The sequence below is a fragment of the Streptomyces sp. NPDC047061 genome (genome assembly GCF_040643955.1).
In the GTDB taxonomy this organism is placed as follows: Bacteria; Actinomycetota; Actinomycetes; order Streptomycetales; family Streptomycetaceae; genus Streptomyces.
On the sequence record NZ_JBEYVI010000001.1, the window covers coordinates 19,753 to 41,440 of the forward strand.

Annotated in this window: 20 protein-coding genes and 2 pseudogenes; 9 read left to right on the forward strand and 13 right to left on the reverse strand. The window is 72.7% G+C overall.

Annotated features, from left to right (window positions below; all coding sequences use genetic code 11):
• Positions 1-3: 3 nt before the first annotated feature.
• Positions 4-1,344, reverse strand: a complete 1,341-nt coding sequence (locus ABZ887_RS00105; protein WP_361281106.1) for an esterase-like activity of phytase family protein — start codon at positions 1,342-1,344, stop codon at positions 4-6.
• Positions 1,345-1,546: 202 nt separating this feature from the next.
• Positions 1,547-2,806, reverse strand: coding sequence for a lipase (locus ABZ887_RS00110; protein ID WP_361281108.1), 1,260 nt, complete (start codon positions 2,804-2,806; stop codon positions 1,547-1,549).
• Positions 2,807-3,179: 373 nt separating this feature from the next.
• Between ABZ887_RS00110 and ABZ887_RS00115 the strand changes: the two genes are divergently transcribed.
• The gene (locus ABZ887_RS00115) at positions 3,180-3,362 is read left to right on the forward strand and encodes a hypothetical protein (RefSeq protein WP_089106542.1); all 183 of its coding nucleotides are present in this window, start codon (positions 3,180-3,182) and stop codon (positions 3,360-3,362) included.
• A gap of 60 nt (positions 3,363-3,422) precedes the next feature.
• Here ABZ887_RS00115 and ABZ887_RS00120 read toward each other — a convergent pair whose 3' ends face one another.
• The 4 genes and pseudogenes from ABZ887_RS00120 to ABZ887_RS00135 form a co-directional block, all read right to left on the reverse strand.
• Complete coding sequence (locus ABZ887_RS00120; RefSeq protein WP_361281110.1) at positions 3,423-4,277, reverse strand: hypothetical protein; 855 nt, start codon at positions 4,275-4,277, stop codon at positions 3,423-3,425.
• Positions 4,278-4,436: 159 nt separating this feature from the next.
• Positions 4,437-4,685: a hypothetical protein gene (locus ABZ887_RS00125; protein ID WP_361282390.1), complete on the reverse strand. Its 249-nt coding sequence runs from the start codon at positions 4,683-4,685 to the stop codon at positions 4,437-4,439.
• A 177-nt stretch (positions 4,686-4,862) separates the two neighbouring features.
• A pseudogene (locus tag ABZ887_RS00130) lies at positions 4,863-4,970 on the reverse strand (PadR family transcriptional regulator); the annotation flags it as partial.
• A gap of 25 nt (positions 4,971-4,995) precedes the next feature.
• Positions 4,996-5,595 (reverse strand): annotated as a pseudogene (locus ABZ887_RS00135) (class I SAM-dependent methyltransferase).
• A gap of 150 nt (positions 5,596-5,745) precedes the next feature.
• Between ABZ887_RS00135 and ABZ887_RS00140 the strand changes: the two are divergent.
• The 5 genes from ABZ887_RS00140 (at position 5,746) to ABZ887_RS00160 (ending at position 10,723) form a co-directional block, all read left to right on the forward strand.
• Positions 5,746-6,519 (forward strand): MHYT domain-containing protein, encoded by a 774-nt coding sequence (locus ABZ887_RS00140; RefSeq protein WP_361281113.1) that lies wholly within the window; start codon positions 5,746-5,748, stop codon positions 6,517-6,519.
• Between the two features lie 36 nt (positions 6,520-6,555).
• Positions 6,556-9,063 (forward strand): nitrate- and nitrite sensing domain-containing protein, encoded by a 2,508-nt coding sequence (locus tag ABZ887_RS00145; protein ID WP_361281116.1) that lies wholly within the window; start codon positions 6,556-6,558, stop codon positions 9,061-9,063.
• Positions 9,060-9,497, forward strand: coding sequence for a roadblock/LC7 domain-containing protein (locus ABZ887_RS00150; protein ID WP_361281118.1), 438 nt, complete (start codon positions 9,060-9,062; stop codon positions 9,495-9,497). Before ABZ887_RS00145 ends, ABZ887_RS00150 begins: the two co-directional genes overlap by 4 nt.
• A gap of 18 nt (positions 9,498-9,515) precedes the next feature.
• Positions 9,516-9,929, forward strand: a complete 414-nt coding sequence (locus ABZ887_RS00155; protein ID WP_361281120.1) for a DUF742 domain-containing protein — start codon at positions 9,516-9,518, stop codon at positions 9,927-9,929.
• A gap of 188 nt (positions 9,930-10,117) precedes the next feature.
• On the forward strand, positions 10,118-10,723 hold the full coding sequence (locus ABZ887_RS00160) for an ATP/GTP-binding protein (RefSeq protein WP_361281122.1): 606 nt from the start codon (positions 10,118-10,120) through the stop codon (positions 10,721-10,723).
• Positions 10,724-10,726: 3 nt separating this feature from the next.
• Here the strand turns inward: ABZ887_RS00160 and ABZ887_RS00165 are convergent, their stop codons facing one another.
• Complete coding sequence (locus tag ABZ887_RS00165) at positions 10,727-11,155, reverse strand: PPOX class F420-dependent oxidoreductase (protein ID WP_361281124.1); 429 nt, start codon at positions 11,153-11,155, stop codon at positions 10,727-10,729.
• 95 nt (positions 11,156-11,250) lie between these two features.
• Between ABZ887_RS00165 and ABZ887_RS00170 the strand changes: the two genes are divergently transcribed.
• Both ABZ887_RS00170 and ABZ887_RS00175 read left to right on the forward strand, forming a co-directional pair.
• Positions 11,251-11,664 carry a roadblock/LC7 domain-containing protein gene (locus ABZ887_RS00170; RefSeq protein WP_351710428.1) on the forward strand — a complete coding sequence of 138 codons (414 nt, stop codon included), beginning with the start codon at positions 11,251-11,253 and terminating at the stop codon, positions 11,662-11,664.
• A 127-nt stretch (positions 11,665-11,791) separates the two neighbouring features.
• Positions 11,792-12,661 (forward strand): DUF6397 family protein, encoded by an 870-nt coding sequence (locus ABZ887_RS00175; protein WP_361281127.1) that lies wholly within the window; start codon positions 11,792-11,794, stop codon positions 12,659-12,661.
• Between the two features lie 34 nt (positions 12,662-12,695).
• Here the strand turns inward: ABZ887_RS00175 and ABZ887_RS00180 are convergent, their stop codons facing one another.
• Both ABZ887_RS00180 and ABZ887_RS00185 read right to left on the reverse strand, forming a co-directional pair.
• Positions 12,696-13,562 (reverse strand): acyl-CoA thioesterase II, encoded by an 867-nt coding sequence (locus ABZ887_RS00180; protein WP_361281130.1) that lies wholly within the window; start codon positions 13,560-13,562, stop codon positions 12,696-12,698.
• Between the two features lie 55 nt (positions 13,563-13,617).
• Positions 13,618-16,131, reverse strand: a complete 2,514-nt coding sequence (locus tag ABZ887_RS00185; RefSeq protein WP_361281132.1) for a DUF3516 domain-containing protein — start codon at positions 16,129-16,131, stop codon at positions 13,618-13,620.
• Between the two features lie 144 nt (positions 16,132-16,275).
• Between ABZ887_RS00185 and ABZ887_RS00190 the strand changes: the two genes are divergently transcribed.
• A complete protein-coding gene (locus tag ABZ887_RS00190; RefSeq protein ID WP_361281135.1) occupies positions 16,276-17,070 on the forward strand; it encodes a metal-dependent hydrolase in 795 nt (264 codons plus the stop codon).
• Between the two features lie 41 nt (positions 17,071-17,111).
• Here the strand turns inward: ABZ887_RS00190 and ABZ887_RS00195 are convergent, their stop codons facing one another.
• The 4 genes from ABZ887_RS00195 to ABZ887_RS00210 all read right to left on the reverse strand — a co-directional run bounded on the left by ABZ887_RS00195 (position 17,112) and on the right by ABZ887_RS00210 (position 21,688).
• Complete coding sequence (locus ABZ887_RS00195) at positions 17,112-17,372, reverse strand: type B 50S ribosomal protein L31 (protein ID WP_361281137.1); 261 nt, start codon at positions 17,370-17,372, stop codon at positions 17,112-17,114.
• Between the two features lie 45 nt (positions 17,373-17,417).
• Positions 17,418-17,888, reverse strand: a complete 471-nt coding sequence (locus ABZ887_RS00200) for a DUF5709 domain-containing protein (RefSeq protein ID WP_361281139.1) — start codon at positions 17,886-17,888, stop codon at positions 17,418-17,420.
• Between the two features lie 204 nt (positions 17,889-18,092).
• The gene (locus tag ABZ887_RS00205; RefSeq protein ID WP_361281141.1) at positions 18,093-19,874 is read right to left on the reverse strand and encodes an ABC transporter ATP-binding protein; all 1,782 of its coding nucleotides are present in this window, start codon (positions 19,872-19,874) and stop codon (positions 18,093-18,095) included.
• The gene (locus ABZ887_RS00210; RefSeq protein ID WP_361282392.1) at positions 19,871-21,688 is read right to left on the reverse strand and encodes an ABC transporter ATP-binding protein; all 1,818 of its coding nucleotides are present in this window, start codon (positions 21,686-21,688) and stop codon (positions 19,871-19,873) included. Before ABZ887_RS00210 ends, ABZ887_RS00205 begins: the two co-directional genes overlap by 4 nt.

Here is a 21,688-nt window from a genome sequence, read left to right on the forward strand (position 1 = left end):
GGCTCACAGCCCCTTGGGCAGCCGGACGTACACCAGGGTCGTCTCGATGCCGCTGTCGACGAGGCGGCCCTGTGCGTCGAACGCGCCCGCGCCGTCGGTCATCCCGAAGTCGTTGTCGTTGATCAGAGCGAGCGTGTGGTGGTTCACGCGCGCGATGCCCTCGATCTTCAACGGCACCCCGGTCACCGTGTTCAGGTCGACCACGAGCCGCTTGCCGAGCACCGGGACGCCGGCGGCCGCCGGGTCGTCCAGCTGCTCCAGCGACGGGGACGTGGTGTCGTCGTCGTAGGCCCCGCCGAGGATGTCCGACCTGCGGTCCAGCTTCACCTCTTCGAGCCGCGCGGCCTTGTCGGTGCGCTCCTCGACCAGCAGCCGGTCGCCGCCGACGGCAACGATCGACGAGATCTTCAGCTCGGAGGTGTCGTCCTCGCTCGGGTCCACCACGTTCACCGGGTCGAACCGGTAGGCGTACTCGGCCGTGACCGCCTTCTTCCGGGGCGAGAAGCGCAGCAGGCGGGTCGTGCGAGAGGCGTCCCCGGCGTCCCCGTCGGGCAGGGAGAGCGGGCTCTGCAGGGCCAGCACGAGGTCCCCGTCGGGCAGCAGGGCCAGCCCCTCGAAGCCACGGTTGATCTTCCGGTGCAGGAAGACGGACGGCAGGGCCTCGACCACCGGGTAGTCGGTGCCGGTGAGGTTCAGCCCCTTGGGCACGTACCGGGTGAGCACCTGCCCGCGCGCGGAGATGTGGACCAGCGACGGGCCGTACTCGTCGACGAGCCAGAAGGTGCCGTCCGCCGCGCGCACGATGCCCTCGGTGTCCAGGCCGTTCGGGTTGTACGACAGCGGCGTCTTCGCGTCGTAGGAGTACGGCGCCTCGTCCCGGCTCGCCTGGTCGGGCAGCCCGGTCACGGCCTTGCCGGAGGACGTGGTGATCGGGATCGCGTCGATCACCTCGACGGCGTCGCCGGAGACGCGGATCTTCACGATCGCCGGGTCGAATCCGGGCACCGGGAAGGTCCGGCGCTTCTTGCCGTCCACCTTGATCTGGCCGTTGGGGCCGCGGTCGGTGACCGTCCAGTACTCGCCCTTGCGGCCGGCCGGGTAGATGTCGCTGCCGATGCCGCCGAGGTCCACGCCCCGATCGTTGTCCACGGTGCCCGGGAGCAGCGCGTTGCTGAAGGCGCCGAGGGGGATGTCACCGAGGGTGGCGGTGCGGGTGACGTGCGCCACACCGGACGAGGAGGCCTCGGCCGTGCCCGCCGCAACGAGGGCGGCGGCGAGAGCCAGGGGCAGACCCGTCGCGACAGAACGGTGGACGCGGCGTCTGCCGGTGGCGTGCGGGGACATCAGGCCTCCTGGTGGCAAGTTCGTTGGCAGCGGCCAGAGTTGGGCCCCAGAGGGAACTCCGTTCGACCGGCCGGTGAACGGAGGGCGACCACCACTCGGCGGATCATCGGTTTTCGGCTCTTCGGTGGCGGACCGTCGGATTCCGCGGCCCGCACGCGCCTCCCGGCCGCTCCGCCGGCGCGGAGTCCGCGCTCCGGTGCGCCTACCGCAGCGTCCGGAACCACCGCACCACGGCGGCGGTCGCCGCCTGCTGGGAGCCGAGGCGGCGGGAACCGCCGTAGTCCGGGGTGCCGAGGTCGACCAGCGGGGCGTCGACGTCGTGGGCGCGCAGAGCGGCGTGGCAGTACGCCGTGTTCGTGTTGACGGCCTGTTCGTCCCCGTTGGCGTAGTAGAGCCTCACCGGAGCGCGCGGCGTCCAGTCGGTGCACACGCTGTCCGTGACACGCAGGGCCGCCGCCAGCCGCCCGGTGGGGTGGGCCAGCATCGCCCGGCCCCGCGCGGTGAGCAGCGCGTCGAGGGAGTCCGGGGTGCGGGCCACGACCTCCTGACCGGTGTGGGTGCCGTCCAGCAGGCCCTCGATCGTGCGGTCGTACGGCGCCCGGAAGACCTGAGCCGGCGTGTCGTACAGGTGGTGCAGGCGGTTGAAGGCGACCAGGAACAGAGCCGTGTAGATCACGCTCGCCTTCGGGTCCGTCCGCCCGGCCAGCAGCGCCGGCAGCGCCGCGTCCCGGAACGCGTAGGCGCCGCTGACCGGTGCCACCGCGCGGAGCCGGAACCAGCCGTCGGCCCCCTCCTGCAGCGACCGGGCCAGCCCCAGGGCCGCCGAGGCGCCCTGGGAGAAGCCGGTGACCAGCACCCCGCGGCGCAGCTCCCGGCCCTGCTGCGCCGCGACGGTGCGGGACGCCCGCAGCATGTCCAGGGCCGCCGTCGTCTCCGAAGGCACGTCCATCCAGGGGTGGGGGCCGGGCCCCAGACCCATTCCGAGGTAGTCGGGGAGCACCGCGGCGAATCCTGCGGACGCGTAGGTCAGGGCGGGGGCCTGGTCCCAGACCTCGTCCGAGACGGAGGCGACGTCGCCCTTGTACAGCTCGGTGCCGTGCGTGAACGACACCGCCTGCAACCGCCGTTCACCACTGCGCGGCAGGGCCAGCAGCCCGCTGGCGGTGGTGGGCCGGCCGTGCGGATCCACCGTGCGGTACACGATCCGGAAGGTGTCCAGGCCGTGGCGCACGGCGCCGGTGTCCCAGGCACCCCCCTCGTCCCCCGTCAGTTCGGCCGCGACCTGCCGGGCGGTCAGCGTCCGCAGGTGCTCCACGGACACCACCGCGCCCCGTGACCCGTGTGTCCCCACCGGGGCGACGGCGGCGGCCGCCGGTGCGCCCGATCCCTGCGCGACCACGGCCGTCGCGCTGCTCGCCGTCAGTGCGGCGGACACCGCCGAGATCACCAGTATCCTGCTCATTCGCTTCATATCGTGACCGTACGAATCCCCGCAGCCACCGGCCATCCGGCCAACCGGCCTGTCGGGGTGGGGTTTTCCGCAGGCTTCCCCGCAGGGCGCCTCGCAGGATTTCTCGTGCGGCTTCCGAGGGGGCTTTCGCAGGGCCGCGTCGCCCCCTGAACGTCCGCCGCGGCAACCCGTCCGGAGTGGTTACGCTGGGAGCGGGGCTGCTCCACAATCTGTTCGACTCGGCACGCGTCGGCACTCGCCGGTACTCGGGGGCCAGTAGGGGTCCCACGTCAGGGATGTCTCAGGGTCGCGGTCCGGAACCGCGGGAAGCGCGGGCCCGTTTTCAGATCAGAGAGCGGCAACGGCCGCGAAGGAGGCGACGCTGATGTCGAAGAACGCGAAGATCGCCGCAGGGGGTGTGGCGGTCGGGCTCATCCTGCTGATATGGCTGCCCTGGTGGGTGACGTTCCTGATCGTGGTGGGCGTCCCGGTGGCCGCGTACCTCGCCCTCGACCCCTCGCAGCGGCGCAGGCTGCGCCGGGTCACGCGCAAGGAGATCGGCCGCTGAGCCGCCCGCCCGGGGCCGCGTGACCCGCCGCGCCCGCGGCGGGATGCGGACCGGGAGGGCTCACAGGGGCCGTACGGCCATCTTGTCGAGGGCTTCCAGGAGGCCGGGGAGCTCGGGGCCCCGGCCGACCGGCAGGACCTCGCCGGGTTCCTCGTCGAGGAGCACGAAGGCGATGTCGTCGGTGCGGGCCACCAGCGACCAGCCGGGCCCGTCGGCGCGCAGCGTACGGGCGTCGCCCGGGGCGAAGGAGGAGCGGACCCGGCCCAGCGGCGGAGGCGTGTCCACGTAGGCCCACGCCTCGGCCAGGACCCGCCGGACTCCGACGTGCCCCTGCGGGGCCTCCTCGGCGTCCTGCGGGGCCTCCTCGGAGGCTTCCGGGGCCTCCTCGGCTCCCGCCGGTGCCGGGAGTGCCGGGAAGAGGTCGTCGCTGATCTGCTCCCGCCAGATCGCCCACTGGAGGGCGATCTCGTCCGCGCCCAGCCGCCGCTGTGCCGCACCCCAGGTGCTGGTGTCCGGCGGGGTCAGCGGAGCCTGGTCCGCCACCTCCGGGCCGGGGTCGTGCGGCGCGGGGACGTTGGGAGCCGCCACGGCGACCGCCAGCGGCCAGCCGGGCAGGGCGGCGACCACCGTGCGTTCGTCCGGCGACAGGTCGTACTCCATGCCGCAGTCCCAGGACGCGATCGCCACGGCGACCAGCGACACGTCGTCGATGACGACCGTCCAGCGCGCCCCTTCGCCGTCCTGGCCGAGCACCAGGCCGTACCCGTCGGCGCGCGGTGCCAGCGCCAGCGCAGCGCATGCCTCCGGATAGTCGTCGCCCAGCACGCTCGGAAACTTCGCTGGCGTCAGCAGCACCGCCGTGAGCACGTACAGTGCCTCGTCCGCGGCGACGGCCTCCTCGTCGGTCCCGGCCATCCCTGCCTCCCCAGTGGTTCGTCCAACGGCGCGCACCCTAGTGGGACGGGAAGGCTGTTGTCACGACCGGCCTCCACACGCGAGCTGCAGTTTTCCACCGGGACCGGACGAAACGACCTCGGCGGCGCGGAAGAGCGGCGATCCCGGCGGCACCGAGGGTCAGGCCACGGGCAGCCCGAGGAGGTCGCGAGCCACCGTCGCCGGCGACTCGTCGCGCTCCCGTGCCAGGGTGATCACAGCCCGGCAGGCCAGCTCACTCACCCCGAACGACAGGGCCTCCGGCGACACCCAGCCGGCCGCCTCCTCCATTCGCTCCTGGTCGTCCTCCGCCCGGGCCGTGACATAGACGGCCGCCGCCTCGAACAAGTTGTGTGCACGCCGCTCACGGCTCGCACGCCGTTCCGGCATGTCCGTGCCCTCGACGCCTCGAAATCTGCCTGCGTACCTGCGGATCCGGTCGAACACGCGGGCTCCTTCCCCCGGGTCGGCTGTCGCCTGCGAACATGTGGCTTCCCCTGTCGAACGTAGAGTTGAAGCCCCGGCAACAGAAGAGGGCCTCGCCCGGTCGCCTCGACCGGCCTCGGCTTCCAGCGAGGCGATGGTGGCGCGCAGCCGGGCAAGTTCCGCACGGCTCGTGGTGCGGGCGACGGTCAGGATGCCGCGGCGGAACGGGTCGTCCACATCCTCGGCCCGACGCCTTCGCCACGGCGGTCGCCGGCTAACGTCCACGGACCGCCAGCGCCAGGAACCGCGCGTCCTCGTCCACGTACGACGTCAGGTGCCAGCCCGCACCGGCGAGCAGCGGGCCGAGGTTGGCCTCCGCGCGCAGGTCGTCCGGCGTGACCTGTCGGCCCTGGCGTGCGGCCAGGGCGGACCGGCCGATGGGATGGAACAGGGCCAGGGAGCCGCCGGGGCGGACCACGCGCGCCAGCTCCCGCAGGTTCTCCGCCGGACGGGGCAGATGGGCTATCAGGCCCGCGGCGAACACGGCGTCCAGGGACTCCGGCCGCATCGGCAGCGCGGCGACGTCGGCGAGCAGCAAGCGCCCGTCACGGTCCCGGCCGGCCTGCCGGGCGGCCTGGAGCATCGCCGGGGTGAGATCCATCCCGAGGACCGCGCCGGTGGGTCACACGGCCCGGCGGAGCGGCGGCAGGGCGCGCCCGGTGCCGCACCCCGCGTCGAGCACCCGGTCGCCCGTGCGCAGCCCCAGATCGGCGACCGCGGCCGCGTACGCGGGACCGTCGTCGGGGAACCTGTCGTCCCAGTCGGCCGCTCGCGCGGTGAAGAACTCCCGGACGTGCGTGTGGTCATCGCTCATGGTCCGCATGATCCCTCACCGTCACGGAGGACGACCCTGTGCGCACGTTCGAGCGGGACGCGATCGTTCCGGCACATCTCTGAGTCATATTGCAACACCTTTCGAAATGCGCCCCCTTTGTGCGCCCGTGCCCCCTAGCGTCCCTGAGCCATGGGACATCTGGACCACGCCACCTTCGGCTGGCTGACCCCCGCGCTGTCGTACGTCATGGCCTGCATAGGCGCCGCACTGGGGCTGCGCTGCACCGTCCGCGCGCTCGGCAGTACCGGCCGCTCGCGCCGCAACTGGCTGCTCACCGCGGCCTCCGCGCTCGGCACCGGCATCTGGACCATGCACTTCGTGGCCATGCTCGGCTTCGGCGTCAGCGGCACCGACATCCGCTACGACGTACCGCTGACCGTCCTCAGCCTGCTCGTCGCCGTGGTCGTCGTCAGCGCCGGCGTCTTCGCCGTCGGCTACAGCCGCGACCGCAACCGGGCGCTCCTGCTGGGCGGACTCACCACCGGCCTGGGCGTCGCCAGCATGCACTACCTCGGCATGGCGGCCGTCCGGCTGCACGGCGCCGTGCGCTACGACCCGATGCTCGTCGGGCTCTCCGTCCTCATCGCCGTGGTCGCCGCGACCGCGGCCCTGTGGGCGGCGCTCAACATCAGGTCGCCCGTCGCGGTCACCGCCGCCTCCCTGGTCATGGGAGCGGCCGTCAGCAGCATGCACTACACCGGGATGTTCGCGGTCAGCGTGCACGTCACGCCCTCCGGCAGCCCGCTGCCCGGGGCCACGGCGATGCAGTTCATCTTCCCCCTCGCCGTCGGCCTCGGGTCCTATCTGTTCCTCACCTCCGCCTTCGTCGCGCTCTCGCCCACGGCCGGGGAGCGCGAGGCGTCCGCCTCGGCCCAACGGCCCGTCACGAGCGCCGCACCCTGACCCGGCGCCGACCCACCTTTCCCGAGCGAGGAGGCCATGCGTACACCCCGTAGGACCCCCACAGCAGGCCCGGAGACACCGCCGGCGCAGCCGCAGCGCGGCCGTCGCGCACACGCCGGACCACCTGCCGACGAACCGGTCGACGACCTGCCCGGCACCGCGGCGGACAACGCGCCCACGCGGCCCGGGGGCTGGCGGCTGCGCCCGCGGACCGTGCGGGCCAAGGTCGTCTGCCTGCTCATGGTGCCGGTCATGTCCCTGCTCGCCCTGTGGGCGTACGCCACGGTCACCACGGCACAGGACGTCTCCCGGCTGCGCCAGTCGCAGCGCGTCGACGCCGCGCTGCGCACCCCGGTCGCCGCCGCCGTCACCGCGCTCCAGGCCGAGCGGGCCGCAGCGGTCCGGTACGCGACCGATCCCGCCGCCGAACAGACCGCCGACCTCAAGAGGCTCGGCGCCCGTACCGATCAGGCCGTGGCCGCACTACGGCTCGGCAAGGACAGCACCGTCGCCGACAGCGAGGAACTGCCCTCCGGCGTGGCCCAGAGACTGAAGGCCTTCGTCACCGGCGCCGAGCAGCTGCGCACGCTGCGGCGGGCGGTGCAGAACCGCGGCACCGGCTGGGACGCGGCGTACGGGCAGTACACGCAGACCATCGCCTCGGGCTTCGCCGTGGACGGCGCCCTCACCGGCATCCAGGCCGACGACATGGGCTCCGACGCGCGCGTGCTGCTCGAGTTCTCCCGTGCGGGCGAGGCGCTGGCCCAGGAGGACGCGGTCCTCGGCGGTGCCCGGCTGGCCGGTGGCCTCGACGGCCGGCGACTGCGGCTGTTCACCGGCGCCGTCGACACCCGCCGCGTACTCACCGACACGGCCGTCGCCGATCTGCCGGGGGCCCGGCGCAGCGCGTGGCAGCGGCTCGCCGACGGAGACGACTACACCGCGCTGACCGCCGCCGAGGACAGGATCCTCGCGAGCTCGCCCGGAGCCAAGGCGGTCGGCGCGGCCCCGGAAGCCACCTGGGACACCGCGCACACACGCGTGCAGGACGGCATGCGGAAGATGCAGGCCGACACGGCACGCGCGGTCGCGGGCCGGGCCGACCCCTTCGCCCGCGGCCTGCTCACCCCGGCCGGGGCCGCCGTCCTGTTCGGTCTGCTCGCGGTGGTCGCCTCGCTCGTCATCTCCGTTCGCATCGGGCGCGGTCTCGTCGTCGAGCTGGTGAGCCTGCGCAACAGCGCCCTGGAGATCGCCCGCCGCAAACTCCCCGAGGCGATGCACAGGCTGCGGGCCGGCGAGGAGATCGACGTACGCGCGGAGGCGCCCCCGGGACCGCCCGCGGAGGACGAGACCGGACAGGTCGCCGAGGCCCTCGGCACCGTGCACCGCGCCGCCCTGCGCGCCGCCGTGGAGCGCGCCGAACTCGCCAGCGGCATCTCGGGAGTCTTCGTCAACCTCGCCCGCCGCAGCCAGATCCTGGTCCACCGCCAGCTGAGCCTGCTGGACAGCATGGAGCGGCGCTCCGACGACCCCGGCGAACTGAGCGACCTCTTCCGCCTCGACCACCTCACCACCCGGATGCGCCGCCACGCGGAGAGCCTGATCATCCTCTCCGGAGCCGCCCCCGGCCGGGCCTGGCGGATGCCCGTGTCCCTGACCAACGTGGTACGGGCCGCCGTGTCCGAAGTCGAGGACTACGCGCGCGTGGAGGTACGACAGCTCCCCGAGGCGGCTGTCGTCGGCGCGGCCGTCGCCGACCTCACCCACCTGCTCGCCGAGGTGGTGGAGAACGCCGCCCAGTTCTCGCCGCCGCACACCCGCGTGCGCATCATCGGAGAGCCCGTCGGCAACGGCTACGCCCTGGAGGTCGAGGACCGCGGGCTCGGCATGGGCCAGGAGACCCTCGCCGAGGCCAACCGGCGCATCGAGCAGTCCGAGGCGCTCGACCTGTTCGACAGCGACCGGCTCGGCCTCTTCGTGGTCAGCAGGCTCGCGGCCCGCCACGGCATCAAGGTGCATCTGCGCACGTCCCCGTACGGCGGCACCACCGCGGTGGTCCTGCTGCCGAAGGCCCTGCTGCACGGCGGCTCGGCGGAACGTTCCACCGGTCCGGTGGCCGACACCGGACAGGCACCGGCACGTGCCCACGCGCGCGTGCCCCGCGCCGCAGCTCTCCCGGAGCCGGCCCCCGCCGGCCGGCCCGCCCTCGCCGCCACCCGCACCGCACCGCGCCCGGCGCCCGAACCCCCGCCCCCCGGAGTCACCACCTTGAGGCCGCACCGCCCACCGCACGACTCCGAGCCCGCCGACGACGACCTTCCACGCCGGGTACGGCAGGCGAGCCTCGCCCCCCAACTGCGCGATCCCCGCGCCGAGGAGCCCGCGCCCGCCCGCGGCGGGGACGAGCGCACCCCCGAACTCGTCCGCGACCGCATGACCGCCTACCGCGATGGCTGGACGCGCGGCGGAGGCAGACAGCCCGGCCGCGGAGCCGCCCCGGAATCCGAAGAGGGCAACGACAGCACCGAAGGAGACCGCCCATGATCCAGGACCCGAGCACGAGGGCAGACCGGCGCTCCGGCGAACTCGACTGGCTGCTGGACGACCTGGTGCTGCGCGTCAGCGAGGTACGGCACGCCGTCGTACTGTCCAACGACGGACTCGCCGTCGGCGCGTCGACCGGCCTCGAACGCGAGGACGCCGAGCACCTCGCCGCCGTGGCCTCCGGCTTCAACAGCCTCGCCAAGGGCGCCGGACGGCACTTCGGGGCGGGCGGGGTGCGTCAGACCATGGTCGAGATGGACGACGCCTTCCTCTTCGTGGCCGCCGCGGGCGACGGCTCCTGCCTCGCCCTGCTCACCGACGTGACGGCCGACATCGGCCTGGTCGCCTACGAGATGGCCCGCCTGGTCAAACGCGTCGGCGAGCACCTCTACACCGCGCCGCGCGTCGCCGCCCGGCCGCCCGCCGCCGGCTGAGCCGGAAGACCGCCACCGATGACCGAGTACACGACCGGCGTCCCGATCGAGCCGGGCAGCCAGTGGTACGACAGCGAGGCCGGGCCGCTGGTCCGCCCCTACGCCATGACCGGGGGCCGCACCCAACCCGGCCCCACCGGCGTGAAGTTCGACCTGATCGCCCTGGTCACGCTCGACCCGGGCGCGGCCGGCACCGACGACGACACCGCGCTCGGCCCCGAACACCGCGCACTGGTCGACCTGTGCCGGCCGGAGACGCAGTCCGTCGCCGAACTCGCCGCCGGCGCCGACCTCCCCGTGGGCGTGGTCCGGGTGCTCCTGGGCGACCTGCTGGAGCTGGGCCGCGTCACGGTGAGCCGCCCGGTGCCACCGGCCCAGCTGCCCGACGAACGGATTCTGCGCGAGGTCATCGAGGGATTGCGGGCACTGTAGACGAGCATCCGGAACCAACCGGGCGCGAGCCGGTCAGAACAGACGTGTTCCGGTCCAACCGTCCGCGACGGGACGGCAGTTGTCATGATGCTGGCTTCGCACCATCCCGTGCCGCGTCGCGGGTGTCCCGACGTCCACCGCAGCAGGTCCTCCCGGCCCTCCCGAGAGCCCTCCCGAGAGAAGTGATCATGGTCTCCGAGCACTCCGAGTCCACCGCCGACGACGCGTCGGCCATGGCGCTCAAGATATTGGTCGCCGGCGGCTTCGGCGTCGGGAAGACGACCCTGGTAGGCGCCGTCAGCGAGATCCGGCCGCTGCGCACCGAGGAAATGCTCAGCGAAGCGGGCCAGTTGGTGGACGACACGGACGGCGTGGACCAGAAGGTCACCACCACCGTCGCCATGGACTTCGGCCGCATCACCATCCGCTCCGGCCTCTCCCTGTACCTCTTCGGCACCCCGGGCCAGGACCGCTTCTGGTTCCTCTGGGACGAACTGTCGCAAGGAGCACTCGGCGCCGTCGTCCTGGCCGACACCCGCCGTCTGGAGGACTGCTTCCCGGCGGTCGACTACTTCGAGCACCGGCACATCCCGTTCGTCGTCGCCGTCAACTGCTTCACCGGTGCCCGCAGTTACGGCGCCCACGACGTCTCCCGGGCCCTCGACCTGGACCAGGGCACACCCGTGGTCCTGTGCGACGCCCGCGACCGGGACTCCGGCAAGGAGGTGCTGATCCGGCTCGTCGAGTACGCCGGACGGATGCACACCGCCCGGCTCCTCGACTCGGTGGGCTGAGCCTCAGCCCGTGAGGTCCTTGAGCGCCACCACCTTCTCCACGGTGACCCGGACCAGCAGCTCGCCGGGGACGCCGTTGCGGGCGCCGAACTCCTCCGCGCGCTCCGCCCCCATGTAGCGGGCCGAGATCCGGGTGGCCGAATCACGGAGTTCGTCCAGGTCCTCCGAGAGCCGGGCACGGCCGTTCACCACCACGAAGTGGAAGGGGGGCCGGTCGTCGTCCACACAGAGGGCGACACGCCCGTCACGGGCGAGATTGCGCCCTTTCACGGTGTCCTTGCCGGTGTTGAAGACCAGCTCGTCCCCGTCCAGCAGGAACCAGATGGGGGCCACATGCGGGCTGCCATCGGCGTTTACGGTGGACAGCTTGCCGGTGCGGGTGCCGTGCGAGACGAACGCCCGCCATTCCTCGTCGGTCATCTTCTCTGCCATGTCCCCATCCTCCTTGCCCGGACGCCGGTGGTGGGGAAGGCTGGCGGGTAGATCCTCCAGCCAGGGGGAGACGCTACACGGGGAGACGCTACGACATGGCGCAGAACCAGGGACTCGGCTGGCTGCTCGACGACCTGACCGAGCGGGTGGAGCACGTACGGCACGCGCTGGTCCTGTCGAACGACGGACTGGTCACAGGAGCGAGCACGGGCCTACGCCGGGAGGACGCGGAGCATCTGGCCGCCGTCGCCTCCGGGCTGCACAGCCTTGCCAAGGGCTCCGGACGCCACTTCGGCGCGGGCCAGGTCCGCCAGACGATGATCGAGTACGACGAGGCGGTCCTGTTCGTCACCGCGGCCGGAACCGGCAGCTGCCTGTGCGTGCTCAGCGGCGCGGAGGCCGACATCGGCCAGATCGCCTACGAGATGACCCTCCTGGTCAACCGCGTCGGCGAACACCTCGCAGTGGACGCCAGGCAACCTGAACGGTCCTCCGCGATAGACCTCTGACCTGCGGATTCATCCCCCGCGGCGGAGTTGTCCACAGGCCTGCCACGAGTCTCGCCGAACCGGCTACGGTCGTATCCACGGCAAGCGCACCGGGCGCGAGCCACCCACTCCACGGGGGAGTACGACGATGTCCGGCACCATCCTCACCCAGTCCCGCCCGCTCACCAGCGCGCCGAGCCGCGCCGCCCGAGAACTGGGCCTCAAACGGGGTGAGTTCGACCTCGCGGTACACCTCGGACGGATCCGCACCGTACCCGACGAGGGAGGCGGCGGAGGCCGCCGCGTCCCACGGACCGAGATCGACCGGCTCCAGGGCCGGGCCGAAGCCCTCCGCGAGAGCGTGCAGGTCGTGGGGACGACCGAGGGCGCGGCCTTGATGGCCGTCCCGGCGGGCAGGTTCACCCGCTTCGCGAAACTCGGCCTGGTGACTCCGGTCAAGTGGTACCCGAATCGGTACCGGGCCGTGGTCTGGCTCTATCTCGCCGAGGAGCTGCGGCGGTTCGCCGCCGACGAGAAGAACACCCGGCTGCTCACCGGCCGTACGCCCGCGGAGCTGAGCGACCGGCTGCGGGCGGGCGCGGACCAGCGGGCCCGCAACTGGCGCGGACGGCACTGCGGTTTCCTGCTGCGGCAGGCGGACGGGCCGTGGGAGCGGGCCGGGGTGGTGGCTGGCTTCCTGGACCCCGGTGAGATCGACGACGTGCTCACGGACCCTCACGAACGCGCCCACGTCACGGCCTTGCGGCCGGCCCCGCCCGCCCACGGCGCACCGGGCTCGCCCGCCGCGCAGCTCGCCGAGGAGCTCATGACGGCGGCCGACCCGGACGAGATCCACTGGTTCCGGTACGACCTGGCCCGGGAAGTCACGCAAGCCCGCACACACCGGCCGGCGCCCCGCCCCGCCGCACCGTCCCGGCATCCGGCGCTCGACCGGCCGAAACTCTCCCGAGGCCTGCGCGGCTGGCTGCTGCGCAGAAACCCGCGGCCCGCCCACTGACCGGCGGCCCGGACCGCACCGGCGTCCGCCTCGGCTACAGCGCGCGGAACAGCCCCTCCTGGACGACCGACACCAGTAGCCGCCCCTTGAGGTCGTAGACCCGCCCGCGGGCCAGGCCCAGCCCGCCCGTGGCGATGGGGGACTCCTGCTCGTACAGGAACCACTCGTCCGCGCGGAACGGCCGGTGGAACCACATGGCGTGGTCCAGCGAGGCGATGTCGAAGTTCCGCGGCCCCCACAGCGGTTCGACGGGGACGCGGACGGCGTCCAGGAGGGTCATGTCGCTGGCGTAGGTCAGCGCGCAGGTGTGCACCAGCGGATCGTCGCCCAGCGGGCCGACCGCGCGCATCCACACGGCGCTGCGCGGCTCGGAGCCCGCTATCTCCTCGGGGTGCCAGCGCAGTCGGTCGACATAGCGGATGTCGAAGGGCTGGCGGCGCGCCATCCGTTCCAGCTGCTCGGGCAGCTCGCCCAGATGCTTGCGGATCTCCTCGGCGAGCGTCGGCAGCGACTCCGGGTGCGGCACCTCGCGGAACTGCGGCAGCTGGTGCTCGAAGGCTCCCACCTCAGGCTTGTGGAAGGAGGCGGTCAGATTGAAGATCGTGCGGCCCTGCTGCACGGCGGTGACCCGGCGCGTGGTGAACGACCGGCCGTCCCGGACCCGTTCGACCTGGTACACGATCGGCACGCCCGGCCGGCCCGGGCGCAGGAAGTACGCGTGCAGCGAGTGCACCGGCCGGTCGCCCTCCGTGGTGCGGCTGGCGGCGACCAGCGCCTGGCCGGCCACCTGGCCGCCGAAGACCCGCTGGAGGGACTCCTGGGGGCTGCGGCCACGGAAGATGTTGACCTCGATCTGCTCCAGGTCGAGCAGGTCGACCAGTCTCTCGGCCGGGTTGGTCATGGGGTGGATTCTCCTGTGCTGGGGCCTGTACGCGAACCTGTTCCGGGACCTGCGCTCAGAGCTGGCCGACATCGGTGACGCGGACGACGGCGCGGCCCTCGGCGTCGGAGGCCGTCAGGTCGATCTCCGCGCTGATGCCCCAGTCGTGGTCGTCGTTCGGGTCGTCGAAGATCTGGCGGACGCGCCAGAGCGCGTTCTGCGGCTCCTCCTGGATCACGAGCAGCTTGGGACCGCGGGCGTCGGGACCGGTGCCCAGGTCCTCGTACTCGTCCCAGTACTTGTCCATCGCCTCGCCCCAGGCGTCGGCGTCCCAGCCGGCGTCCGCGTCCATCTCGCCCAGCTCGTCCACCCGGTCCAGGGCGGCGAGCTCCACGCGCCGGAACATCGCGTTGCGCACCAGGACCCGGAAGGCCCGCGCGTTGGCGGTGACCGGCTTGACCTCGTCGGCCTTCTCCTGGGCCTCCTCGGCGGTCATCTCCTCCGGGTTGGCGAGCTGCTCCCACTCGTCCAGCAGGCTGGAGTCGACCTGGCGGACCATCTCGCCCAGCCACTCGATCAGGTCCTGCAGGTCCTCGGACTTCAGGTCGTCCGGGATGTTGTGGTCGAGGGCCTTGTACGCGCTCGCGAGGTAGCGCAGCACGATGCCCTCGGTACGGGCCAGCTCGTAGAGCGACACCAACTCGGTGAAGGTCAGCGCCCGTTCGTACATGTCCCGGATGACCGACTTCGGCGACAGCGGGTGGTCGCCGACCCAGGGGTGGCTCTTGCGGTAGGTGTTGTAGGCGTGGAAGAGCAGCTCTTCCAGGGGCTTCGGGTACGTGACGTCCTGGAGGCGCTCCATGCGCTCCTCGTACTCGACGCCGTCCGCCTTCATCGCGGCGACGGCCTCGCCCTTCGCCTTGTTCATCTGGGCGGCCAGGATCTGGCGCGGGTCGTCCAGCGTGGACTCGACGACGGACACCATGTCGAGGGCGTACGACGGCGATTCGGGGTCGAGGAGTTCGAACGCGGCCAGGGCGAAGGTCGACAGCGGCTGGTTGAGCGCGAAGTCCTGCTGGAGGTCGACCGTGAGCCGGACGATACGGCCGGTGGCGTCGGGCTCGTCGAGCTTCTCGACGATGCCGCCGTCGAGCAGCGAGCGGTAGATCGCGATCGCCCGGCGGATGTGCCGCAGCTGCTGCTTGCGCGGCTCGTGGTTGTCCTCCAGAAGGTGGCGCATCGCCTCGAAGGCGTTGCCCGGGCGCGCGATCACCGACAGCAGCATCGTGTGCGTCACCCGGAAACGGGACGTCAGCGGCTCCGGCTCGGACGCGATCAGCTTCTCGAAGGTGTTCTCCGTCCAGCCGACGAAGCCCTCCGGCGCCTTCTTGCGTACCACCTTGCGCCGCTTCTTCGGGTCGTCGCCCGCCTTGGCCAGCGCCTTCTCGTTCTCGATGACGTGCTCGGGGGCCTGCGCGACGACCAGACCGGCCGTGTCGAAGCCGGCCCGGCCCGCACGCCCGGCGATCTGGTGGAACTCGCGGGCGCGCAGGGTGCGCACCCGGTTGCCGTCGTACTTGGTGAGGGCGGTGAACAGCACCGTGCGGATGGGCACGTTGACACCCACGCCCAGGGTGTCGGTGCCGCAGATGACCTTCAGCAGACCGGCCTGCGCGAGTTTCTCCACCAGGCGCCGGTACTTGGGCAGCATGCCGGCGTGGTGCACGCCGATGCCGTGCCGGACGTACCGGGACAGGTTCTGGCCGAACTTGGTGGTGAAGCGGAAGTTGCCGATCAGCTCGGCGATCTGCTCCTTCTCCTCCTTCGAGGACATGTTGATGCTCATCAGCGCCTGCGCCCGCTCCACCGCCTGCGCCTGCGTGAAGTGCACGATGTACACCGGCGCCTGCCTGCTCTCCAGGAGTTCGGTGAGCGTCTCGGTCATCGGGGTGAGCTGGTACTCGTAGGAGAGCGGTACCGGGCGGGTCGCCGAGCGGACCACCGCGGTGGGGCGGCCGGTGCGGCGGGTCAGGTCCTTCTCGAAGAAGGAGACGTCGCCGAGGGTGGCCGACATGAGGATGAACTGCGCCTGGGGCAGTTCGAGCAGCGGGATCTGCCAGGCCCAGCCGCGGTCGCCCTCCGCGTAGAAGTGGAACTCGTCCATGACGACCTGGCCGACGTCCGCCTGCTTGCCGTCGCGCAGCGCGATGGAGGCGAGCACCTCGGCGGTGCAGCAGATGACGGGCGCGTCGGAGTTCACGGAGGCGTCGCCGGTGAGCATGCCGACGTTCTCGGTGCCGAAGAGCTTGCACAGCTCGAAGAACTTCTCCGACACCAGCGCCTTGATCGGGGCCGTGTAGAAGGTGACCTCGTCCCGGGCCAGCGCGGCGAAGTGCGCACCCGCGGCGATCATGCTCTTGCCCGAGCCGGTCGGCGTCGAGACGATCACGTTCGCCCCGGAGACCGCCTCGATCAGCGCCTCCTCCTGGTGGGGGTAGAGCGTGAGACCGCGCTCCTGCGCCCATGCCTCGAAGGCCTCGTACAAGGCGTCGGGGTCGGCGGTCGGCGGCAGCTGATCGATGAGGGTCACGCCCCCATCTTGCCTGGCCCACCCGCTCAGGGGGAATCGGCTTCGAGCACGAAGATCATGGCCGCTACGCTGTGTCGCCGACGGAGCGTCAACGCACCCGGTCAACTGGACAGCGGCATACGAGGAATGGGGCGGGGAACGGCCATGATGGGACCAGCACACTCACTGTCGGGAGCCGCCGCCTGGCTCGGCGTAGGAGCCGCGGCGGCAGCGACCGGGCATACGATGCCCTGGCCGGTGCTCCTGGTAGGGGCGCTGATCTGCGCGGGCGCCGCGCTCGCCCCCGACCTCGACCACAAGGCGGCGACCATCTCGCGGGCCTTCGGACCCCTGTCGCGCTGGGTCTGCGAGATCGTGGACAAGCTCTCCTACGCCGTCTACAAGGCGACCCGGATGGCGGGCGACCCGCGCCGCAACGGCGGCCACCGGACGCTGACGCACACCTGGGTCTGGGCGGCGATGATCGGCGGGAGCTGCTCGGCCGCGGCGATCCTCGGCGGCCGCTGGGCGGTGCTGGCGATCCTCTTCGCGCACATGGTGCTGGCGATCGAGGGCCTGCTGTGGCGGGCGGCGCGCGGCTCCAGCAGCGACATCCTGGTGTGGCTGCTGGCGGCGACCAGCGCCTGGATCCTGGCCGGCACCCTGGACAAGCCGGGCAACGGCTCGGACTGGCTGTTCACCCAGCCCGGCCAGGAGTACCTGTGGCTGGGGCTGCCGGTGGTGCTCGGGGCGCTGGTGCACGACATCGGGGACGCGCTGACCGTCTCCGGCTGCCCGGTCCTGTGGCCGATCCCGATCGGCCGCAGGCGCTGGTACCCGATCGGCCCGCCGAAGGCGATGCGCTTCCGCGCCGGCAGCTGGGTCGAGCTGAAGGTGCTCATGCCGGTGTTCATGGTGCTCGGCGGCATAGGCTGCGCGGCCGCCCTGAACGTGATCTGACCCGGCGGCCGGCAGACCACCGGGGGTCCGACCGCCGAGGGTCAGCCGGCCTGCCCCGAGCCACCACCGTACCGGCGCTCGAACGCGGCGACGCGGCCCTCGGAGTCCACCGTGCGGGCCTTGCCCGTGTAGAAGGGGTGGCTCTCGGAGGAGATCTCCACGTCGACCACCGGGTAGCTCTGGCCGTCGTCCCACTCGATGGTCTGGTCGCTGGTCGCGGTGGACCGGGTCAGGAAGGCGTATCCGGCGGCGCGGTCGCGGAAGACCACGGGGTGGTAGTCGGGGTGCTTGTCCTGCTGCATGGCGGCTCCTCGAAGGACGGGGCGGTCGGGCAGGGGCGGGCGGGCTCAGCCGTAGGCGGTGTCCTCGTCGACGATGTGCATCGCGGCCTCCTCGGCGGAGGCCCCGGCGCCGTCGATGCCGACGTCGGTGGCGACGAGGCCGTTCTCGTCGTCCTCGTGCGCCCCCTCGTTCGGGGCCACGAGGCGGCCGGAGCGCAGGTCGCCGACCTCGTTGTCCAGCAGCTCGCCGTCGCTGCCCTGGCAGTCGCCGATGCCGTCGTCGTCGCGGACGGCCGGATCGGGCAGCTCCTCGGCGAGCCGCTGGTCCAGGGTCTCGCCCCGGCGGCGCTCCGCCGCGGTCACCCCGGTGTGCTCCACCGCCCACGGCCGCTCGGGCGGGGACCAGCCACGGTCCAGGGGATCGCTCACGCCGTCGGACTCCAGCGTGTCCTCCACGTCGAGCAGCCCCGTGTCCTCACGGATCTCGGATCCGTCGGGCTGGTAGACGTCGTCCCCCCATCCGTCGGCGGTGGTCACGGCTACCTCCAGGGGGTGAGGACGCGGTCCGCGGGGCGGGCCGCGTGCACGCTCGGCACGGGTGCGCGGCGTGAACCGTACGGTTCTCGGCCGGCCCCCGAACCGGTGCCGCTCTCCAGCCTTCCACCCCTGCTCGCACCCGCGCAACGGCACGGGGCGCGACCTGCGGTGTGCATCCCGCGCCGCGCCCCGTGCCACGGCCTGTCACCCGTGCCAGGACCGCCACAGCGCCGCGTAGGCGCCGTCGGCCGCCACCAGCGCCTCGTGGCTCCCGAGCTCGCTGATCCGGCCGTTCTCGACCACGGCGATGACGTCCGCGTCATGGGCGGTGTGCAGCCGGTGGGCGATGGCGACCACCGTGCGGCCGTCCAGGACCCGGGCCAGGGACCGTTCCAGATGGCGGGCGGCGCGCGGGTCCAGGAGCGAGGTCGCCTCGTCCAGGACCAGCGTGTGCGGGTCGGCCAGCACCAGCCGCGCCAGCGCGATCTGCTGCGCCTGCGCCGGGGTCAGGGCGACCCCGCCCGAGCCGACCTCGGTGTCCAGGCCCTCCTCCAGGGCCCGTGCCCAGCCGTCCGCGCCGACCGCGCCCAGGGCCGCCCACAGCTCGGCGTCCTCCGCGCCGGTCCGGGCGAGCAGCAGGTTGTCGCGCAGGGAGCCCACGAAGACGTGGTGCTCCTGGTTGACGAGGGCGACATGGGAACGGACCCGCTCGGCGGTCATCCGGGACAGTTCCGCGCCGCCCAGGGTGATCCGGCCGTTCCGGGGCGCGTAGATCCCGGCGAGCAGCCGGCCGAGGGTGGACTTGCCCGCGCCCGAGGGGCCGACCAGGGCCAGCCGGGTGCCGGGCGCGACCTCCAGGGAGACCTCGCGCAGCACGTCGACGCCCTGCAGGTAGCCGAAGCGCACCTCGTCCGCGTGCACCTCCCGGCCGGCGGGGGCCAGCGTGGCGTCCCCGGCCTCCGGCTCGATGTCCCGGACGCCGACCAGCCGGGCCAGCGACACCTGGGCGACCTGGACCTCGTCGTACCAGCGCAGGATCAGGTTCACCGGCTCGACGAGCATCTGGGCGATGAGCGCGCCCGTCGTCAGCTGGCCGACGTCGATCCAGCCCTTCAGGACGAAGACGCCGCCGATCATCAGCACCGAGCCGAGGACCGTGGTGTGGGTGGCGTTGACCGCCGGGAACAGCACCGACCGCAGCCACAGGGTGTAGCGCTCCCACGCCGTCCACTCCTTGACCCGGCGCTCGGACAGGGCGATCCGGCGGGCGCCGAGCCGGTGCGCCTCGATGGTGTGCCCGGCGTCCACGGACTCCGCGAGGGCGGCGGCCACGGACGCGTAGCCGGCGGCCTCGGAGCGGTAGCCGGCCGGTGCCCGCCGGAAGTACCAGCGGCAGACGACCACCAGGACCGGCAGGGCGAGCAGCACGGTGGCGGCCAGCGGCGGCGCCGTGACGACGAGCCCGCCGATCAGCAGCACGACCCACACCACGCCGATCGACAACTGCGGCACGGCCTCCCGCATGGCGTTGGCGAGCCGGTCGATGTCGGTGGTGATCCGGGACAGCAGGTCGCCCGTGCCCGCCCGCTCCAGGACGCCCGGCGGCAGCCCGACCGACCGGACGAGGAAGTCCTCGCGCAGGTCGGCCAGCATCCGCTCGCCGAGCACGGCACCCCGCAGCCGCACCTCGCGCACGAAGACGGCCTGGACGGCGAGTGCGAGCACGAACAGGCCGATGGTCAGGCCCAGATGGAGTTCGCGGGCGCCGTCGGAGACCCGCTCGACGAGTCCGCCCAGCAGGTACGGGCCGACCATGGAGGCGACCACGGCCACCGTGTTGACGGCGATCAGGAGGGAGAAGGCCCGGCGGTGCCGGCGGAACAGTTCGGCCACGTAGGCCCGGACGGTGGCGGTGGCGCCGACGGGCAGGGTGGTGGCCGTCGTCGGGGCCGCCGGGTCGTACGCCGGTGGCGCGACGCCGATCATGCGCTCTCCTCGATCTCTTCCAGCGCCCTGCCTCGCAGCGCGACTTCGGTCTCTTCCAGTGCCGCGCCCTGCAGCGCGGCCTCGTCGTCCGTCTCGCGTGTCACGACCGACCGGTACCGCCGCTCGGTGCGCACCAGTTCGCGGTGCACGCCGACCGCCACGACCTCGCCGTCGAGGACCAGGACCACCCGGTCGGCCCGGTCGAGCAGCAGTGGCGAGGAGGTGAACACGACGGTCGTGCGGCCGGAGCGCAGCGCGTGGATTCCCTCCGCGATCCGGGCCTCGGTGTGCGAGTCGACGGCGGAGGTGGGTTCGTCCAGGACGAGCACCCCGGGGTCGGTGATCAGCGACCGGGCCAGCGCGAGCCGCTGGCGCTGCCCGCCCGACAGGGACCGGCCCCGCTCGGTGATCCGGGCGTCCAGCGGGTCGGTGACGTCCAGCGAGCCCTGGACCAGGGCGTCCAGGACGTCCGCGCACTGGGCGGCGGCCAGCGCGTCCTCGGCCCGCACGGCGTCGGAGGCCGGCACGTCGAGCAGTTCGCGCAGTGAGCCGGAGAGCAGCACCGGGTCCTTGTCCTGGACGAGCACCGCGGTGCGGGCGGCCTCCAGGGGGAGTTCGTCGAGCGGTACGCCGCCGAGCAGGACGGAGGTGCCGGCCTCGGCGGGGTGGCCGCCCAGCCGTTCGGCGAGGAGTCCGGCCGCGTCGGGGTCGCCGCAGACCACGGCGGTCAGCCGGCCCGCGGGAGCCAGCAGACCGGTGGCGGGGTCGTACAGGTCGCCGGCCGGCACGGTGGCCGCGCGTGAACCGCCGGTGTCCGTGGCCCGCTCCAGGGAGAGCACCCGTGCGGCCCGTTTCGCCGACGGGCGTGAGAAGGAGTAGGCCATGGCGATCTCGGTGAAGTGCTGCAACGGGTAGTTGAGGATCATGACCGCGCTGTAGACGGTGACGAGTTCGCCGACGGTGACGCGGCCCTGCCGGGCCAGGTCGACGCCGTGCCAGACGACCGCGATCAGCAGCAGCCCGGGCAGCAGCACCTGGATCGCGGAGATGAGCGACCACATCCGGGCGCTGCGCACGGCGGCGTGCCGGACCTCCTGGGAGGCGCGGCGGTAGCGGTCGAGGAAGAGGTCCTCGCCGCCGATGCCGCGCAGCACGCGCAGTCCCGCGACGGTGTCCGAGGCCAGCTCCGTGGCCCGCCCGGCCTTGGCGCGCTGGAAGTCGGCGCGCCGGGTGGCCCGGGGCAGCAGCGGCAGCACGGACAGGGCGACCAGGGGCAGACCGGCGGCGACGACCCAGCCGAGGGCCGGCTGGTAGAAGAGCAGGGCGACGCCGACCGCGACGACTGTCAGCGCGGCGGCGGTGAAGCGGGAGACCGCCTCCACGAACCAGCCGATCTTCTCGACGTCACCGGTGGAGACGGCCACCACCTCGCCGGCCGCCACCCGCCGGGTCAGCGCGGAGCCCAGCTGGGTGGCCTTGCGGGCGAGCAGCTGCTGGACCCGGGCCGCGGCGGTGATCCAGTTGGTGACGGCGGCCCGGTGCAGGAAGGTGTCGCCGACGGCGATCGCCGTGCCGCACAGCACCAGCAGACCGCCCGTCAGGGCCAGCCGGGTGCCGGAGCGGTCGACGACGGCCTGGACGGCGAGCCCCACACAGAACGGGAGCGCGGAGACGGACACGAAGTGCAGCAGACCCCAGGCCAGCGCCTTGAGCTGCCCGCCCAGCTGATTCCGCCCCAGCCACCACAGGAATCGAGGACCCGAACGCGCGTCAGGCACGCCCGGATCGGAGTACGGAAGATCTTGAATCTGCAT

Coding starts and splice junctions, on each gene's coding strand:
- ABZ887_RS00105 (WP_361281106.1), bottom strand. CDS start 1,344: ATGTCCCCGCACGCCACCGGCAGACGCCGCGTCCACCGTTCTGTCGCG.
- ABZ887_RS00210 (WP_361282392.1), bottom strand. CDS start 21,688: ATGCAGATTCAAGATCTTCCGTACTCCGATCCGGGCGTGCCTGACGCG.
- ABZ887_RS00205 (WP_361281141.1), bottom strand. CDS start 19,874: ATGATCGGCGTCGCGCCACCGGCGTACGACCCGGCGGCCCCGACGACG.
- ABZ887_RS00140 (WP_361281113.1), top strand. CDS start 5,746: ATGGGACATCTGGACCACGCCACCTTCGGCTGGCTGACCCCCGCGCTG.
- ABZ887_RS00180 (WP_361281130.1), bottom strand. CDS start 13,562: ATGACCAACCCGGCCGAGAGACTGGTCGACCTGCTCGACCTGGAGCAG.
- ABZ887_RS00150 (WP_361281118.1), top strand. CDS start 9,060: ATGATCCAGGACCCGAGCACGAGGGCAGACCGGCGCTCCGGCGAACTC.
- ABZ887_RS00120 (WP_361281110.1), bottom strand. CDS start 4,277: ATGGCCGGGACCGACGAGGAGGCCGTCGCCGCGGACGAGGCACTGTAC.
- ABZ887_RS00115 (WP_089106542.1), top strand. CDS start 3,180: ATGTCGAAGAACGCGAAGATCGCCGCAGGGGGTGTGGCGGTCGGGCTC.
- ABZ887_RS00125 (WP_361282390.1), bottom strand. CDS start 4,685: ATGCCGGAACGGCGTGCGAGCCGTGAGCGGCGTGCACACAACTTGTTC.
- ABZ887_RS00195 (WP_361281137.1), bottom strand. CDS start 17,372: ATGCAGCAGGACAAGCACCCCGACTACCACCCCGTGGTCTTCCGCGAC.
- ABZ887_RS00155 (WP_361281120.1), top strand. CDS start 9,516: ATGACCGAGTACACGACCGGCGTCCCGATCGAGCCGGGCAGCCAGTGG.
- ABZ887_RS00190 (WP_361281135.1), top strand. CDS start 16,276: ATGATGGGACCAGCACACTCACTGTCGGGAGCCGCCGCCTGGCTCGGC.
- ABZ887_RS00145 (WP_361281116.1), top strand. CDS start 6,556: ATGCGTACACCCCGTAGGACCCCCACAGCAGGCCCGGAGACACCGCCG.
- ABZ887_RS00165 (WP_361281124.1), bottom strand. CDS start 11,155: ATGGCAGAGAAGATGACCGACGAGGAATGGCGGGCGTTCGTCTCGCAC.
- ABZ887_RS00175 (WP_361281127.1), top strand. CDS start 11,792: ATGTCCGGCACCATCCTCACCCAGTCCCGCCCGCTCACCAGCGCGCCG.
- ABZ887_RS00160 (WP_361281122.1), top strand. CDS start 10,118: ATGGTCTCCGAGCACTCCGAGTCCACCGCCGACGACGCGTCGGCCATG.
- ABZ887_RS00110 (WP_361281108.1), bottom strand. CDS start 2,806: ATGAGCAGGATACTGGTGATCTCGGCGGTGTCCGCCGCACTGACGGCG.
- ABZ887_RS00170 (WP_351710428.1), top strand. CDS start 11,251: ATGGCGCAGAACCAGGGACTCGGCTGGCTGCTCGACGACCTGACCGAG.